Here is a 16,551-nt window from a genome sequence, read left to right on the forward strand (position 1 = left end):
CCGACCTTTTAGCCTGCGCGTTAATTAACTCTGGTACAAGTTCCGACGCCCCAACATAAAGTTGGCGGTCGGAATCCCGACTTCCGCCTGCGGCGGAATGTCGGGACATCAGCCCATACCCCGGAAACGGCTTCCATAAAAACCGCCTTCGGGGTATTTCCGATGATTAATTTAATTCGTTACCGCTTTTGTCGTGGTTGCGGCTCCAGCCACTGCTGGCGTAGATGAAGTCTGAATTACGGGAATGATTGGGTCAGTCGATGAAACCCCAACCGGTTCGGTTATAATCGGCGTCTCGCTTGCTTCACTCTGATTTTCGGCTCCAACCGCCGAAGCCAGGGTATTCACTTCTTTTACCGCCGCAATCGCCCCGACTAAATCATTATTTTCCAAAAGTTCCCGTGCCTCCACAACTTTTTCCGCCAGTTGATCGGCAGTCGCGGTTGATGCTCCCGTTACCCCGATAACTTCACCCGTGCCGCTCGCCGCACCAGTAATCACCTCTCCGGTCGAAGACGCGGCCTCCGAACCCACCGGGGTAGAAATTACCTCCGCGGTACCCGAAGCGCTCGTTACTCCAACCAACGCTGCCGCGGCTTCGGCTCTTTCCAGCTTGCTCGTAATTTTTTCAATTACTTCTTCCTCGGTGATTCCTTCGGCCTGACCCTGGGCGTGTTTCTCTACGATGACTTCAACGGCCTTAACTGCCGTTACCTCAACAACCGCTTTCGCTTCTTGGACATCATTCTTATTGACATCGGAAAGCTTGTCCATGGTTTCCTGCAATTTATTTTCAAACTCTTCAGATTTTTCATCAACGATTTTCGCCACCTCAACCGCCTTCTTTGAAGAACTTTTTTGTTTAATTTCTTCCAGATCATCCTGAACTGTTTTCATGCCTTTTTTAAAATCCGCCATGGACTTGGTTAGCTTTTCTTCCTTCCTTATATCGGGTTTCTCAATCAACTTAGTCGCTTCTTCCAGCCGCCGTCCGGCAAAATCAATGCGCAGTTTTGTTTTAACTTCCCGGGCCGGCGAAAGGGTTATTTGCGCGCCTTCGGAAAATAATTTTACGCCGTAAAGCGCATCACCCGGCAAGCTGCCAAAAGACGCACTCACTGTCGCGGTCCAGCTGCCAAATACCAGAAATACGATAACCATGGCTGCGACAACCGGACGAAACGCCTTAGACCAGCCGGTGCTTACATCCACTGCCAATGAAAAATTTTCAAGCAGACTGCCGGTTTTCTCCGCCGCCGGCGCGTCCTGTCTTGCGTGAGCAAGCATGCTTTCGCGCGTTGACAATACCCAAGCCTCACGCGCTTTGCCGCCCGCTTTCGTCTTACCGAGATTATTCAATTGTTCTACCAATTTATCCATTTATCGGGTTTATTTATTGTCTTGCTGCTCCATAATTTCACGTAATGCCGCGAGCGAGCGGTGAAGCAGAACCCGCACATTGTTTCCGCTTTTCTGCAAAATACTCGCGATTTCGCCAGCTGTCATATTATCCAGATACTTCATCACCACAATCTCGCGATACTCATCCTTTAGTTTATTCAGCGCACGGTAAATCCTCGCCAAGTCAGACTGCTTCTCCAGTTCCGCCAGTCCAACGATGTCCACTTCTCCGGCCGTCTCTTCCATGAGCTGAATATCGCTCTTTCTCTGCCGATAATGGTCAATGACCAAATTCCGCGCAATTGTGTAGAGTAGGGCTCCCACACTTTTCACCGGCTGGCTGCCTGCAAGATAATCCCAGGCTTTTAAAAAAACCTCTGAACTCAAGTCTTCAGCTTCTTGTTCCGAGGATACTTTAAAAAAAATAAATCTATATATCTTGGCGCCGTAATCATCATATAACTCTGCAAATGCCCCTGCGTCCTGCTTCGCCTTGATCTTATAGACCAGTATTTTTTCTTTGAATTTATTCATCTATATTGACGATAAGATGATACGAATGTTACACAATCCGCCTTCATTTGTAAAGTCTTTTAGTCTCAAATTCGGTTAAATCACCCGTTTTCTTGACAAACTTTCAAGCTGCACATATAATAAGTCTAAACTAGCCTAGACTTTTAATATAAGCCCATGTCTTCATCCATTCGCTTATCCGTATCCGAAGCCGCCCGGCTTTTTGGCATTAGTGAAAAAACCCTGCGCCGCGCCATCATTAATAAGGAAATCAACTATATCGTGGTTGCCGGCCGGTACAAGCTAAATTTTGAAAGCCTGGTCAAGTGGTCCCAGCAAAAAACCACGGTGCGCCGCAAATCCGAAAAATACGGCATCGACCAATTTGTGGATAAATGGCGCCTCTCCGCCACCCTCTACTCCCCCAACCCACCCGCCACGGAACAAGAGAACAATTCAACAATACAACAATAGAACGACCTATAAAAAAACAAGCGTTTTACCTATGCTTGTTTTTTTGTTGTATTGTTGAATTGTTGCGTTGTCCGCTTACGCCGTTTCCAGCGCGAACTTGCATTCCGGCTTCAGATCGAAATAAAGTCCGGAAATGTCGCGGCAGATGTCTTTCCAGTTATATTTTTCATTCACGAAAATCTTCGCGCGCGCGCCCAGCTCTTTCAGATTTTCGGTTTGCGGCAAATACGTCTCAAGCTTACGGATTAAATCTTCAACATTCTTATTTTCAAAACTGATTCCCGCTTCACTCACGACTTCCATATTTTCCGGGATATCGCTCGCGATCACCGGCAAACCCCAGCCCATCGCTTCAAGCAAAGCGATCGGCAAACCTTCGGATTCGGACGGATGAACCAGCGCGTAAGCGTTGCCAAAAAGCGCATTCAACGGCTCGCCGTTCTGAAAACCGGTAAATACAATAGATTCGTCGCCGGCCGCCATCTCATGAAGTTCTTTCACGTAATCATCTGTAAAAGCCGAGTCGCCGACGATCACGAGTTTTTTATTGCCAATTATCTCCGGATTACGGAATTTTAGAGTTTTATAAGCATCAATCAAATAATGGGCGCCCTTATGACGCACCAGCCGCGAAACCATAATAATATACTCTTTAGGCTCAAGACCAAACTTTTTAAGATACTCGGTGTCGGCCGGATTCTGCATCCTAACGCCGTTCGGAATATATTGAGTCATGGAATCATAAGCTTCGGAGCAATACTGATTCAAAGTACGCGAAACCGTAATGGTGCGGTCCGCGAAACGGCACGCTGACCATTCGCCAAGGCGAAGCATAGCGCGGGCAATAAATCCCCATTTTTGATGCTTGCGATCAATGCAGTGAAAAGTCACCACCACTTTGGTGCTGGGTCGCAAAATTTTCGGAAGCCACGAGAGTAGCGCCGGCCCGACGCCGTGAATGTGGATAATCTCAAAACCGCTCCGGCAGGCATGAATAATGCTCAAGAAAGTATGGCTAATGGCATCAAGATGCTTGGTCTTAAGGCTCGGGGTATAAATAAGATGCACCCCGTTAATCTGTTCCTCGTGGCCCTTTGAGTACCACGGGCGACAGTATACAAAAACCTCCAGGCCGAGTTCAGCCAGGCCGCGCGAAAGCTCATCCACGTGGCGTTCAATACCACCGAAGATAGCCGGGATGCCTTTTTGTCCGATCATTGCTATTCTCATACCATGATTATTTGTAATGCGATTAATTTGTTATGTAATCTCATTAAATCCTCGTCTTGCCCGCCGAAATCCCGACCGAACGAAGTGAGCGTCGGGACGAAGGAGGGTCATTGCTATTCTCATATTAAACAACCCACTATACCACATTTTTGCGTTTTTGTCAACTCTCGAGTCCGGCCAGCTCTTGACAAAACCCGCAATTTATGATATACTTTACCGTTAAAGTCAAAATGGAACAGTCGTATCTTATGACAAATTTTGGCTAAAGCAAGCCCTTTACAACCTTCTCCCAAGCGTCGAATCTACATTTTCTGGCTATTTTCAGCAATGGTTGGCACACAGTTCAACCCCACCTGCTCGGCTTATATTATGCAGATTCATCGCTTAGGAGAAGCAAAACAACCTAAACGCAAAAAACACCGAGGAGGGTGTAAAATGAAGAACTCCAGGATAGTGCTGATTCTCTGCGCCCTGGTACTGATGGCCTGCGAGACGAGGTACGTGGACGTGGGCGGCGAGCCCGACACCTCCATCGACACCGCGTCCGACAGCGTGGAGCTCTGCTCCGACGGCCTGGACAACGACATGGACGGCCTGGTCGACTGCAACGACAACGACGGCGACGAGAACTGCCCGCCGTGCGCGGACGCGTCAACCGACGCCGTGGCCGACGAGATCGAGGACAGCGCAGAAACCGACGTCCCGCCCGTGGAGCTCTGCTCCGACGGCCTGGACAACGACTTCGACGGACTCGTGGACTGCAACGACGGGGACGACTGCTGCGATGAAGCAGTGTGCGTTACGAGCGAGCACTGCGCTTCGGAAGACGCTTCAAGCGACTCCGAAGAGGAAGCCGACGCAGTCTCCGACTCGGGTGCGGATTCGGATCCCGCCGAGGACCCCGTGCCTGACACTGATCCCGACACCGCCTCCGACCCGGATAGCGCAAGCGATCCGGACGCGGTCTCTGACCCGGACGTGGTGGACGCCGAAGCCGACGCAGCTGACATCCTCCACTCCGGCCTGGCCACGTTCAAGTGGTGCCGGCCCATGACCATGGCGCGCCCCGACCACATTCTCGCGGAATGCTTTGTCTGGGGAAGCCTCTATGAAAGCTGGGATGACTCCTGGGAGCTGGCAACCGGCTCTCCGGACTTCGTCGCACCGGCCGACAGCGACTGCATCGAGTTCACCCTGCCAGATCTGGATTACACGCTCCTCGGAATAAGCGTAGAGTGCAACATCACTGCCTATTCCGACTCGGCGTACGGGCCGTGGGGACGCATCTACGCTCTCGGCGAGTGCACGTGCGGCGGCAGCTGTGTCGTAAAAGGCACGCTTACCGTCCGTTCCGGTCCCGACGCTGATGACGCAACCGCCTTGGATCTCACGAGCCTAGTCGTGCAGAATCCGCGATGCGCGTCCCTGAGCGACCAGGCCGGCAACTACGTCCTCTCACCTATTCCATAGGGGGTTCGTCTCTCCCCATGGGCAGGATAAGCAAGGTCCCCCCCTACCTTGCCCCTGCCCGCCTTTTTTCAGCGAATCATGCAAATGATTCATTGAAAAAAGGCAAAAATAAAAAACGCCCCGTGTTTACCGAGGGCGTTTTTTTGTGCATCTTAGTCAGAACATGGGGTTCGGGGGCGCAACTGAGCATGGCGCTAGGAAGCAGTGAATTGCCTATTTGCCGAGAGCGAACCCGCCTGCCAACGCCTGGCGTAGGCCTGGCGGGCAGGTTTGCGACCCCGAAACTTCCTGCCTGCCGGCAGGCAGGTTGCATACTTTTGGTTACAAAAGTATGTCCCGCTGAAAGCGAACAAGAGTGATGCTAGAAAACAATAATCAATACCCAGACAAGCGGCAGGCTGTGGCTAGAAAATCCCAATATTAAAACAACTTGCACGAAAATATTTAATAGGATTCCCCCGGTACATTGAACCTGGATCCCCGCCTTCGCGGGGATGACGAAGAGAGCACTTTGCCACTTACCGTCATTCCCGCGAAAGCGGGAATCCAGAAACAAAGCCCCTCCAAAATCCCTCTCTGACACGTCGCTCGCGAGCGACGTGTCTCTGTCTCCCCCTTCCTGCCTGCCGGCAGGCAGGTCAGCCACCCCGAAACTTTTTGGTTACTTTTTGGTTACAAAAAGTAACGCGCCGGAGGCAAGAGACCAGAGGTAAAAAGATGCAAGAAAAAAATGGGAGGCCCAAACGATTGTAGGAGGAACAAAAAGACGTGCCTTTAAGCACGCCTTTTTATAATATTTTTATGGACGGACTTTTCCAAGACCCGCCGCCCGCGTGTCATGCGCAAGCTCGGTCGTAATCAACGGAGTGGCAAACGACAAATCTTTACCGATAAATTCATCATGCGCCGTCACCTTTATCCAGTCAACGAGCGACGCCGCCGTGCCCGCCTGATCCGCGGTCGGCACAATTTCCACCTCAAAGCTCAGGCCGATCACGGCCCCGGATTCAGCTGTGGCCGAAAGCTCTTTAAGCGACCAGGTTATCATTCCGGTGTCCGGATTATAATTAATGCTGTCCCCGGCCGTCACGCTTGAAAGCCCGGCATATGTAACATTCGGGGCAAGTTTTGCCTGCAGAAACATGTTGGTCAGATCGCTTGTGGTTTTTGGCAAATTCCAGAAAACCCAATACTTGGTCGGTCTCTCGACCTTGGGCGGCATGGAACCACGGCCAAGCTGATCACCGGTTTCGGCCCAATAACGCGCGAATGCCTGACTCGCGAACGGCGTTATCATTTTTATATCAATACGTCCAGTTTTATAAACCGCAGCCCCTTCTTCCCCTTCAACGCGGTAACTCGCCAAAACCGCGACAGGCATTGTTATATTCTTCTGCGACTCGAGCTGTGAAAAATCCGGATTACTTTTTAGATATAAGGCGCCGGATACTTTTTTTGTCTCGCCCGGCGCAAGGCCTGCCGCACTTTCTTTAAAATAAAATCTTCCATCGCGAAATTCCATTCCCTCGATGCGCGCCGTATTTATTAAATAAGCATCGGCTTCAACCGCGAGAGCGACGTCGGAAAGCGCAAAGTCGCCAATATTTTTATACGATACCACGACATCCATTTTCTCGCCCCAGCCGGCAACCGGTTCGGATGTATCATTTATACGTATAACCGCTTCAATCTGCGGCGGAACAATCTGCGCCGAAGCGGCTAAAATCTCCTGGCGCGCTTTCTCTTCACCCGCGGTTACGTATGTTTCGAAATAAAAATTCGCGCGGCTGTCCGGACAGGCAAGATAGCCGCGAATTGTAATCTCACCCTCTTTCCCGGCCTCAAGGTCGCCAATTCTAAAAACATTTTCTAACATAGGGAGCGATGAACTCAAGTATTCAAACCCGGCGGGCCAATACGCGTGAACCTCAGCATTCACGAGAGCGGCGCTTCCTGTATTTTTATATTTAATCTTAACATCAATATCCTGATTATTTATCAGCTTTTCCGGAGCCTCAAGCTCGGCCCAGAACACGGAATCATCTATAGTATAGCTTGCGGTGAACGGCTTCTGCTCATTCTTGCCGTTCTCGGCCTGTGTGAATCCGAGCGTTGACCAGACGGTTTGTGAATCTCCAACCGTGCCCCAAACGCGTCCATGCAAACGCAGTCTCCCCTCTCCCCCTGGGGGCAGGGTTCCGATATCCACAATATTTTTTGTTGCGTCGGTCTGCGCCGGAATCGTATCTAAAAGTTGAAAATTATTCGGCAGCCTGAAACTCCAATAAGCCTCGTCAAGTATTGATTCCGAATCGTTCCGGTAAACCCAGACCACGCTCACTTCTCCGCCGCTCACGATCTCCTGCGGCATAACTGCGGTATCAATATGAATCTTGTCGGCAATCGAAGGCTTGTAAAAATAAATAAGTGTGACAAAAACCGAGAGCGCAATAATGAGTCCTAAAAGCGCCATATCCACCCAGAAAAGAATTTTGGCGCGCTTGTATTTGCCTTCATAGCGCGTTTCATAATGATCGCGAAGCCGCGAGGTAATGGCTTTCGCCGGCTGTAAGGCCACATTCAGTGTCCCAATAAAAATATTACCTCGTCCTTTGTCGGCCGCGGATTTAAATTCCTGCGGAGTCATAACATCTTCCGACACATTGGTTAAATCAGTTGTTTTTTCTTCTGGCATACAAGTATGATACCAATTTATTTAATCATGGACAATGTAAAAACCCCGGTTGTCTCGGCGATAATCTCATCGCGTCCATCATTGTCAATATCCGTCGCCGCAACGCCGACTCCGGAATTATCGTGCACATCATAAGCAAAAAATCCGCCGCCGTCGAGCGCCTGCCCTTTTTCGTTGAACACGCGCACATGCGGACCGCCGCCCAGGCCCGGACCAGTGATTATTTCATCCGCGCCATCGCCATCCGTATCCCCGGCCGCGACATTCACTCCGCCACGAAAATTTTTATCATAAGCGAAAAATCCCGGATTGATCAGGCGTCCGTCCAGCCCAAAAACGCGCACATGCGGACCCCCGCCGACTCCGGCTCCGGCAATTATCTCTTTCCAGCCGTCGCCGTTCAAATCTCCGATCGTCACATTCACCCCGCCACGAAAATTTTTATCATAAGCGAAAAATCCCGGATTGATTAAAACGCCATCGCGGTTAAAAATTCTAATTTGCGGACCGCCGCCATTTTCCGTTCCGGTGACGATTTCCATAAAACCATCCTTGTCCAAATCTCCGGCTGTGATATTTATGCCACCGCGATATTTATCCGTATAGGGATAGAACTGGGCATGCACCTTGCCGGAGGCATCATAAATCGTCACGCGATTTATATCACCGACCACGGTTTCGTCCTGACCGTCACTATTCAAGTCAGCAATCGCCACATTACTTCCGCCCCGGTAATCCGCTTCGTAGGCAAAAAAACCGGTGCGATAAACTTCGCCGTAACGGTTGAATATTCTTACAAAACTTCCGTTTGTGAATGTCGTGTTGGCAATTTTTTCGATCGGCCGAATCAGCACAATGCCGTCGCGCGGCGCGACAACTGTGCCGCTCACGATGGACCCGTCGTTTTTTTTCGGATCCTGGACACCGTGAATTTTTTCATATTCTCCAAAAAATTCGGTTGACTGGTTGCTGTAAGTAGAATTCACCAGCACCAAGCCGTTTTGAAATTCGCGCTTCCACAAACCCTCCATTAAATCCGAACCGGAAGAAGTGAGGTTTTCCGCCGGACCCTTGGGAGCGCCGAGATATGCACCGTATTCATCATACCACCAGGTTTGGCCGTGATCCTGGTCACCGAAATCAAAACTGTAATATCCGTCAAAAAGCATAGCGCTCGTATAACCGAAACGCATTGTCTTGTAATCATTCTGGCTGCCGGTATTGTTCGTATTGGAATTTAGAATATTGGACGATGGCTGCTGCGATTCCGTGACGGCATCGCGGTAGTTTTTAAGCGCGTACGTCCAATCTTTGCTCGAAAAATTCTCAACCGTCACACCGTCGGTATGGTTTGCGTAATACGGGCCATCATTCAGCATCACGAGATATTTGGAGCCAATCGCACTCGCGGTTGCATCTAATGCTTTCGCGATTCCTTCTTTCCACAGGCGATTTGCGTCGCTTGATCCCGCCGGCTGACCGTCGCGGTTAAAATCAAGATTTCCGCCGGCAAAATATGTTACATCCTCCCAGCCATTATCAAAAAAAACACCATCCCATTTTCCCGAAGCGATAATTTCATTCTTAACAAAACTCGGCAAATAATCATTCCAGCGTTGACCGGCAACCGAAAGGCATTCGTTCGTGATATTCATTATCCAATTGCCCTGCCAGAATGATCTTTTGTTTCCGGATGTATCAACGAGGTACCATTCATTTTTAATTCCCTGGGCCAATTTACGCCGCAGCGAACTTGAGGCCAGGCCGTCAATACTTTGTCGCACTTCAACGAGCGGAATATAAGCGAATATTTTTATATCCGGATTGATTCGCCTCATCGTGTCAATGGCGGAGGGATTGGATGTCTGGATATCCATGTCCAAAATCACCACATCCCATTCTGCAAGATCTCGCGCCTTGTCGTCTGCCACGCTCCAATGCAAAAAAATATTGGCCAACCGCGGCGCGTCCGTATTCAAAGGCGCACTTGCCGCCAAACCAGGCCAACTAATAAATATAATTAACAAAATAAAAAAGCCTTGAACCCAAAACTTTAATTTACGGAGAATTTTCATTTTTGAGTTTAAGCGATGACTCATATATCTCAAATATTTTTTTATAGTGATCCGCCGCGCCGTTTTCTTTCTCCACCCTCGCCCTCCCCTGTTTTCCGAACTCAATAAGTTTTTTCGGATTTTTTTCCGCGTCCAGGATTCTTGCCGCTAAATCGTCCGGATTTCTTGGTTCATAGAGATAACCGCTCATACCGTGCTCAACCATTTCCGGAATTCCACCAAGCCGCGACGCGATTATCGCCTTGCCGAGCGCTTGGGCCTCGAGCACGCCATATGGATAATTATCGTGCATGAGCGTCGGCACGATTACCGCGCGGCATCCGCCAATTTCAGCCTTGAGCGCGTCCGGCGCAAGATGTCCGAAAAATTCAATATTTTTCGCGCCGCTGGTTTTTACAAAATCCTTAAGTCCGTTCTCGAGCGGTCCGGATCCGGCGATCTTCAATTTAATATTCTTGTGTTTGCAAAAAACGCTTACCAGATCGGAGACTCCCTTTTCGTGCGCCAGCCGCCCGGCATAGAGATAGTAGTCTCCGACTGCTTCGTGCGGCTCATATTCATCAAGGAAAACAAAGTTCGGCACTACCTCAATGCGCTTCACCCGTACCCCCCAATCCTTAATTTTTTTGGTAAAGAAACGGCTTGGGCTAACGTAGCAATCTACCACATTTTCGTATATTTGTCTAGTCTTGGCAATGGCCATTTCCGCGGCCGCGAGAGCGCTCGAGGCCAGCGAATTCTGCGCGCATCTGTAAATAATGGCATTGTAATATTTGTGTTTGAAACACCTCTCGCAGATTCTGCCGCGGGTGAATAATTTATAATTCGGACAAATGAGTTTATAGTCATGGAGGGTCAGGATTTTTGGCGCCGGCGAATCGCGGAGCGCATCCAGCACCGATGTACTCAGCTGATGATAGATATTATGGAGATGCACAATATCGGGTTTAAAATCCGCGAGCAGTTTTTTCAAATTACTGCGCGCTTCGAAATTATATAAATACCCTGCCGCCTTGCCGGCTTCTCTTAAGATTCCTTCGCGGCGGGTGTAATCAACTTCGGAAACAAAATACTTGCTCCATACGGATTTATCATTTTCACGGCCCTTCATGGAGAAGAATGCGACTTCGTGGCCCTGCCGCTTCAGGAGCTCCGCTAGGTCAAAAAAATAAGTTTCCGCTCCGCCGCGCCGGTAAAAAAATTTATTAATTAATAATATTTTCATAATTTTGTATACAGAGACTGGTATTCATACGCCATTTTCTGGATTGAAAATTCCTTCTCCGTGTAATCCTTGGCCTCTCTTGCCATAAAGAGCGCCTCGCTCGGATGCTCGATCATCCATTCAATCGCCTTGGCAAGCGCCGCCTCGTCGCGCGGCGGAACAAGCAGGGCGTTCTTTTTATCTTGAAAAATATCTGCGAGTCCGCCGACCGCGGATGCGATTATCGGCAGGCCGCTCGCCGCCGCCTCGATCGCCGCGAGTCCCATGCCCTCCCAGAGCGACGGAAAAATAAAAATATCCGCTTGAGCAAGCAAACTCGGTACATCCTGACGGGCGCCCAGTAATTCGATACGATCCTCGAGACCTAATCCCCTCACGTCGGCAATAATCTTTTCCCGCAGTGCGCCCTCTCCGACAAGCCACAGCATCCACGGCGTGTCTTTTATTTTATAAAGCGCGCGCACCAAATATTCATGCCCCTTTTGCGGCTCAAGCCGCGCCACATTGATAAGAACCGGCGGTGATGAAAAGTTTTGTTTTTCCTTTTTTGAAAAACGCGAAAAATCAATACCGTTATATATAATTTTAATTTTATTACGCGGTGCGCCCTCATGCACCACGGCGTAATCCGCCACGGCCGGCGAGACGGCAATAATTTTTTTGAATATGCCGACCGTCATTTTTTTTATAATTTTCTTTAACATGCCTTCATTCAAATTCAAATTGTGTTCGGTCTTCACGATCGCCGGAACGCCGGCAAACCGCGCCGCGAGCCCGGCCCAGATATCCGCGCCAAAAAGATGCGTATGCACGATTGCCGGTTTTTCTTTTTTGAATAACAGATACAGCGATAAAAAGACTCCAAGCCCCAGCCTGGTGCGCTTAACTAAAACGAGCGGCCTGATACCCGCTGCGATAAAATCTTTTTCCAGATTGCCGCCGCGCACCATTGAAACGACTCTGACTTCAAAGATATTTTTATCCAATTTGGAAACCAAATCCAAAACCAGCCGCTCCGCGCCTCCGTAGCCAAGAGTCGTAATCACCTGAATAATTTTAATTTTATCCCTCTTTTCCATTTTCTAGTATGGGTCGCATATATGCGACCCCTTCCTTATTTCGTTTTTTTCGTTATTTCGTTTTTTCCTCTTTTCTTTTTTTCTTCTCCAGATGCGGCCGCTCTTCGTGACGAAAAACTTTGGTCGCCGCGAGCGCCAAAGCGAGCGGAATCCATAACTTTGGGCTGTAATAATTTGTATTAAATAATTGATAAGTCATACTTCCCGCGGCCATCACGAGGCACGAAATCACGATATACCTGCCCTGGCTCGTTGCCGGAAGAAGCAAGTATGAACGCAGGAGCCGGACGATGATAAACCCGAACATAAACGCGAGCGCCAAGAGTCCGGCGATTCCCATTTCCGCTCCGACTTTCTGCAATACACCGTGCGCATCCATGGCCTGGCCGAATTCAAGGGTGAAAAGATACGTATTTGCCACATTCTCAACGAACATGCCGGCGCCGTGCCCCAAAATCGGACTTGATTGCAGAAGGTTCAGAGCGATCTCGGAAAGCATCAACCGCGTCTGGGTCGAGCTCTGCGCTACATAACTCGTGGAAAAAACGTACATATATATCATGAACGGCAGAACGAGGAGTATTGGAACAAAAATATATTTTAAGTAACGCTGTAATTCTTTACGATAAACCAATACGAGATAAATCAATATTTCAAGCGCGATTGCGATCCAGGCGGTTCGTGCGAAAGTCAAAAGAGCGATAATGAGTATTAGTATATTCCCCAGAATTAATCCCAGGCTGGTCCATTTATCCTTTGCCTGCCGGAACAAAATCATGCCGATCGGAAACGCCGCGACCAATATCTCGGCCAAGAGATTGTGATTTTCGCCGAGTGGACTCACGCCGAAAAAGCCGATCGGCGTCGCGCGCCTCAAGAGCCCGGTCGCCGGCAATATGAATAAAGAAACGAACCCGATCATCGCCGAGATAATTCCAGCGGAATAAAAAAACTGCAAACACCTCTGAAATATTTCACGCGAACGGATTAAATTATACGGCAAGACTAAATACATGAGATAAAAAAACATTATCGGCCGGATGCAATATTTCAAGGACTGCATCCAGGATTCACCGGCCATGGATACCGAAGCGAGCGCCACAAAAATAAACGCGCCAAAAAACATTATTCCCGGAAAATAGATCTGCCACCGATCAAATTTTTTCACTTTCCAGAGATACAAAGATTTCATAAGCCAGGCGGCAAAAAGTATCATAGCAATGCCGTCAACCAGCGGAAAATCAAGGCTCCCGGCAAAAAACTCGGATGCCACTCCCAAGTCTCCGGTCGGCAACTTAACCACGAGACCGATAAACGGCGAAAGAAAAATTAAAATATAAAGCCCGAACCGATGGTATTTGATAAACACAAGAGCCAAAGCCGCAATGACCAGGACTCCAAGCAGGGTCAGCGGATATCCCAGCACCACGAACGCAGCAACTAAAAAAATCAAGCTAAGCCAAAACCAAATCATGCGCCCGCGCTCTTCGCCGTGCACCTCGCGGTGGACTTCTCCGCCCAAATCTAGAATAAAATCCTCAAACATAAATCTTCGAATGACTAATGACGGAATGGCTAATGCCTAATTATTGTTTATTATTTTTCTTAGATGAATGAATAATCGCATTGAATATCAAGTGAAGTTCTTTTGCCTCAACCCATAAAATTCTTGCACGTTCTTTTACTTTCGGGTAAGTAATTGCCGCTATCCGGAGCCAATGCTTGGTTTCGCGCGCCTCCTTCTTGCTGATCGAGATCTTATGAATAAAATCCTTTTTTGTTATCGCATCATCCGCTTCACAATAATTCGCGCCCACACTCGTCCCCGCTCGGACCAATTGGCTGATTATCGGCCTCGTAACCGCGTTCTCTGGAATCGATTGAGCCAATTTAACAATTTCCGCCGCAAACTTCGCCGTCCTCTCCTCTAAATCGTATTTAGTAATTCGTTCGTTAGTCATTGATTAGTCATTCCGTCATTAGCCATTAGTCATTTATTCTATTATACCAGATTTTAATCTTAATTTGAATAAAAAAGGCCTCTCGCATCCAGGTGGATTTGAGAGGCCAGAACAGAAAGGCGGGAAGGAGCTGTAGCAGGAGTTACTCTGACTGCGTGTAGAAGCGGTTGAAGCCGCTCCCGATCCCATTCACCACCGTGGTGAGAACGATGGGATCGCTGTCCTGCTCGGTGCAGGAGAGCACGCCCGTGAGCCGGACCTGAGTCGGGTCCGAGGGGTTGTCGCAGAGCGGCCAGGTGGCGCACTCGGCGAGCCAGTTCTCGGCGCCCGATAATGCGTACCGGACGTTCAGGTTGAGCTCGGAGCCCACCTGGAAGTCGAACTGGCAAGTCACCACCCCGGTGACTCCGTCGGTGACGCAGGCTGGGCCGGGCCACGGGTACCAGCTCTTGACTGTCCCGAGAAGGCCTTTGACCCATCCCTGCATGGCTGGCGAGCCAGCATCCGGTGTGGGCGGCTGCTCGTTGCAGTCCACGCCCACAGTGCAGACCGGGTTCCAGACGCATGTCACGACCGTGCAGAACTCGTCTGCCAGGCCGTTGCAGCTCTGGTCCAGTCCATCCGAGCAGATCTCGTCTGTTGGGTAGATTGCGCCCGAGCACGCCGACCAGGCACCCGCGGTGCAGGTCTGCGAACCAAGCGCGCATTCGCCCAAGTCCGAGTATCCGCAAGAACGGATGTCACCCTCCGGCGCGCATGGGATGCCGCCGCAGTCCGGATCCACCACATCAACCCACGTGTCGCAGTCATTATCCAGCGTGTCCGAGCACCTTCCGGCCTCGGCCATGGGATAGACCGCGCCCACACATGGGCCCCAGGTACTGTCCGCCTGGCACGTTGCCGTGCCGAGCTCGCAGATACCCACGTCCGAGTAGCCGCACACCTTCGTTGCGAAGGGAACGCACGGCGCGGCCGAGCAGTCTGTATCCGATGCGTCGGTCTGACCGTCGCAGTCGTTGTCCAGGCCGTCGCCGCAGTCCTCGGTGTAGTCGCCCGTGTTGATCAGGTTCGTGCACACGCCCCAGGTTTCGTCTGCCTGGCAGGTCTGCCGGCCCGTGGCGCAGATGCCCACGAGTCCGGTGTTGCAGTCCTTAGTGTCCCCGACCGTGCATCCGCCCGGAGGCAGAATACAGGCCGGATCGGCTACGCACGAACCATCCGAGCAGTCGCTCGCGCCGTCGCAGTCATTGTCCAGGCCGTCCGAGCAATCCTCGGGAAGTACGCCTGGGCTGAAGAGCGCGACGCACGCGCCCCACGTTCCGCCCGCCTGGCAGGTCTGCTGTCCCGCAGCGCACACGCCCACCATGCCGGTAAGGCAGGTGTCCGTGTCGCCCGGAGTGCAGCCCGAAGGCGGAAGAACGCAGGCTGGATCGGCGGAGCAGGAAGAGTCAGAGCAGTCGCTCGCGCCGTCGCAGTCATTGTCCAGCGTGTCGGAGCAGTCCTCGGGAAGCAGGCCCGGCGTGTAAACCGCCGTGCACGCACCCCAGGTTCCGGCTCCGCAGGTCTGCTGGCCGTTGCCGCAGATTCCCAGAAGGCCGGTGAAGCAGGCGTCGATGTCGCCCGGCGTACAGGTCGGCCCGGAGCACGCCGGATCGCTTGCGCAATCCGTGTCCGAGCAGTCCGAGTAGCCGTCGCAGTCCTCGTCGCCCGCCATTCCGCAGTCTTCGGGCAGATCGCCCGGAGCGAGAATGGAAGAGCAAAGGCTCCACGTTCCGCCCGGAAGGCAGATCTGGTCGCCCTCTCCGCACAAGCCCGGGAGAGGCAGGCTGCAGTCTTGGGAGAGCCCCGCAACGCAGCCGCCGGTTCCCGTGCATGCCGGATCAAGCGCGCAGTCGCTGTCCGAGCAGTCGGTATCGCCGTCGCAATCCTCATCCTCGCCCGAGGAGCAGTCCTCAGGAAGCGTTCCCGGTAACACTACCTGACGACAGATGTCCCAGGTTTCGCTTGCAAGGCACAGGCTTTCGCCCGCTCCGCAGACTCCGGGCTGAGGCAGGAGGCAGTCCTGGCCATCGCCAGGCACGCACCCCGGACCCTCAAAAGGGTCGGGGCATGCCCCCACGCCCCAGCAGTCCATGTCGTCGCAGTCCACGAGTCCATCACAGTCAGAATCCAGACCGTCGCCGCAAACCTCCGGAGAGGGAACGGCAATCGACAGGCAGGGCGTCAAGCGGCCCATGCTGTCGCACGTCTGGGTGCCCGGCCCGCAAATACCGGCATGGCCGGTATCGCAAGAACGGGGCGGCGTACCGAGTACGCAGCCGCAGCCCTCGTCGATGTCGCCGTCGCAGTCGTTGTCGAGCGTGTCGCAGCCTTCCGAAGAAGGTCCGACCTCGCCCGAGCAGCTGCCCCAGCGACCCATGGCACAGGT

At 51.3% G+C, this 16,551-nt stretch carries 12 protein-coding genes; 2 read left to right on the top strand and 10 right to left on the bottom strand.

Annotated elements, in window-relative coordinates; translation table 11 throughout:
- Positions 1 to 171: 171 nt before the first annotated feature.
- Together PHW53_00300 and PHW53_00305 are read right to left on the bottom strand one after the other, a co-directional pair.
- On the bottom strand, positions 172 to 1,380 hold the full coding sequence (locus PHW53_00300) for a DUF5667 domain-containing protein (GenBank protein MDD4994907.1): 1,209 nt from the start codon (positions 1,378 to 1,380) through the stop codon (positions 172 to 174).
- Positions 1,381 to 1,389: 9 nt separating this feature from the next.
- Positions 1,390 to 1,935: an RNA polymerase sigma factor gene (locus tag PHW53_00305; protein ID MDD4994908.1), complete on the bottom strand. Its 546-nt coding sequence runs from the start codon at positions 1,933 to 1,935 to the stop codon at positions 1,390 to 1,392.
- A 156-nt stretch (positions 1,936 to 2,091) separates the two neighbouring features.
- Between PHW53_00305 and PHW53_00310 the strand changes: the two genes are divergently transcribed.
- On the top strand, positions 2,092 to 2,388 hold the full coding sequence (locus tag PHW53_00310; protein ID MDD4994909.1) for a helix-turn-helix domain-containing protein: 297 nt from the start codon (positions 2,092 to 2,094) through the stop codon (positions 2,386 to 2,388).
- A 75-nt stretch (positions 2,389 to 2,463) separates the two neighbouring features.
- On the opposite strand, the gene PHW53_00315 is transcribed toward PHW53_00310, so the two are convergent.
- A complete protein-coding gene (locus PHW53_00315; GenBank protein MDD4994910.1) occupies positions 2,464 to 3,618 on the bottom strand; it encodes a glycosyltransferase family 4 protein in 1,155 nt (384 codons plus the stop codon).
- A gap of 435 nt (positions 3,619 to 4,053) precedes the next feature.
- On the opposite strand from PHW53_00315, the gene PHW53_00320 reads away from it, so the two are divergent.
- Positions 4,054 to 5,088: a hypothetical protein gene (locus PHW53_00320; GenBank protein ID MDD4994911.1), complete on the top strand. Its 1,035-nt coding sequence runs from the start codon at positions 4,054 to 4,056 to the stop codon at positions 5,086 to 5,088.
- A 799-nt stretch (positions 5,089 to 5,887) separates the two neighbouring features.
- Here PHW53_00320 and PHW53_00325 read toward each other — a convergent pair.
- The 7 genes from PHW53_00325 to PHW53_00355 all read right to left on the bottom strand — a co-directional run.
- Positions 5,888 to 7,783 carry a hypothetical protein gene (locus tag PHW53_00325; GenBank protein MDD4994912.1) on the bottom strand — a complete coding sequence of 632 codons (1,896 nt, stop codon included), beginning with the start codon at positions 7,781 to 7,783 and terminating at the stop codon, positions 5,888 to 5,890.
- Positions 7,784 to 7,800: 17 nt separating this feature from the next.
- Positions 7,801 to 9,810 carry a putative glycoside hydrolase gene (locus PHW53_00330; GenBank protein MDD4994913.1) on the bottom strand — a complete coding sequence of 670 codons (2,010 nt, stop codon included), beginning with the start codon at positions 9,808 to 9,810 and terminating at the stop codon, positions 7,801 to 7,803.
- A 31-nt stretch (positions 9,811 to 9,841) separates the two neighbouring features.
- Positions 9,842 to 11,083, bottom strand: coding sequence for a glycosyltransferase (locus tag PHW53_00335; protein ID MDD4994914.1), 1,242 nt, complete (start codon positions 11,081 to 11,083; stop codon positions 9,842 to 9,844).
- Complete coding sequence (locus tag PHW53_00340) at positions 11,080 to 12,162, bottom strand: glycosyltransferase (GenBank protein MDD4994915.1); 1,083 nt, start codon at positions 12,160 to 12,162, stop codon at positions 11,080 to 11,082. Before PHW53_00340 ends, PHW53_00335 begins: the two co-directional genes overlap by 4 nt.
- Positions 12,163 to 12,214: 52 nt before the next feature.
- Positions 12,215 to 13,708, bottom strand: coding sequence for an O-antigen ligase family protein (locus PHW53_00345; protein ID MDD4994916.1), 1,494 nt, complete (start codon positions 13,706 to 13,708; stop codon positions 12,215 to 12,217).
- A 40-nt stretch (positions 13,709 to 13,748) separates the two neighbouring features.
- Positions 13,749 to 14,123 (bottom strand): four helix bundle protein, encoded by a 375-nt coding sequence (locus PHW53_00350; protein MDD4994917.1) that lies wholly within the window; start codon positions 14,121 to 14,123, stop codon positions 13,749 to 13,751.
- A gap of 142 nt (positions 14,124 to 14,265) precedes the next feature.
- Positions 14,266 to 16,551: MopE-related protein (locus tag PHW53_00355; GenBank protein MDD4994918.1), on the bottom strand; the 2,286-nt coding region annotated here is incomplete at its 5' end.

Source organism: Patescibacteria group bacterium (assembly GCA_028710985.1).
Classification (GTDB): domain Bacteria; phylum Patescibacteriota; class Patescibacteriia; order JAHJFT01; family JAHJFT01; genus JAQTTB01.

Bases quoted from the DNA above. Each gene is read 5' to 3' on its own strand.
- PHW53_00340 (MDD4994915.1), bottom strand. From the start codon at position 12,162: ATGGAAAAGAGGGATAAAATTAAAATTATTCAGGTGATTACGACTCTT.
- PHW53_00315 (MDD4994910.1), bottom strand. From the start codon at position 3,618: ATGAGAATAGCAATGATCGGACAAAAAGGCATCCCGGCTATCTTCGGT.
- PHW53_00325 (MDD4994912.1), bottom strand. From the start codon at position 7,783: ATGCCAGAAGAAAAAACAACTGATTTAACCAATGTGTCGGAAGATGTT.
- PHW53_00335 (MDD4994914.1), bottom strand. From the start codon at position 11,083: ATGAAAATATTATTAATTAATAAATTTTTTTACCGGCGCGGCGGAGCG.
- PHW53_00345 (MDD4994916.1), bottom strand. From the start codon at position 13,708: ATGTTTGAGGATTTTATTCTAGATTTGGGCGGAGAAGTCCACCGCGAG.
- PHW53_00320 (MDD4994911.1), top strand. From the start codon at position 4,054: ATGAAGAACTCCAGGATAGTGCTGATTCTCTGCGCCCTGGTACTGATG.
- PHW53_00300 (MDD4994907.1), bottom strand. From the start codon at position 1,380: ATGGATAAATTGGTAGAACAATTGAATAATCTCGGTAAGACGAAAGCG.
- PHW53_00305 (MDD4994908.1), bottom strand. From the start codon at position 1,935: ATGAATAAATTCAAAGAAAAAATACTGGTCTATAAGATCAAGGCGAAG.
- PHW53_00310 (MDD4994909.1), top strand. From the start codon at position 2,092: ATGTCTTCATCCATTCGCTTATCCGTATCCGAAGCCGCCCGGCTTTTT.
- PHW53_00350 (MDD4994917.1), bottom strand. From the start codon at position 14,123: ATGACTAACGAACGAATTACTAAATACGATTTAGAGGAGAGGACGGCG.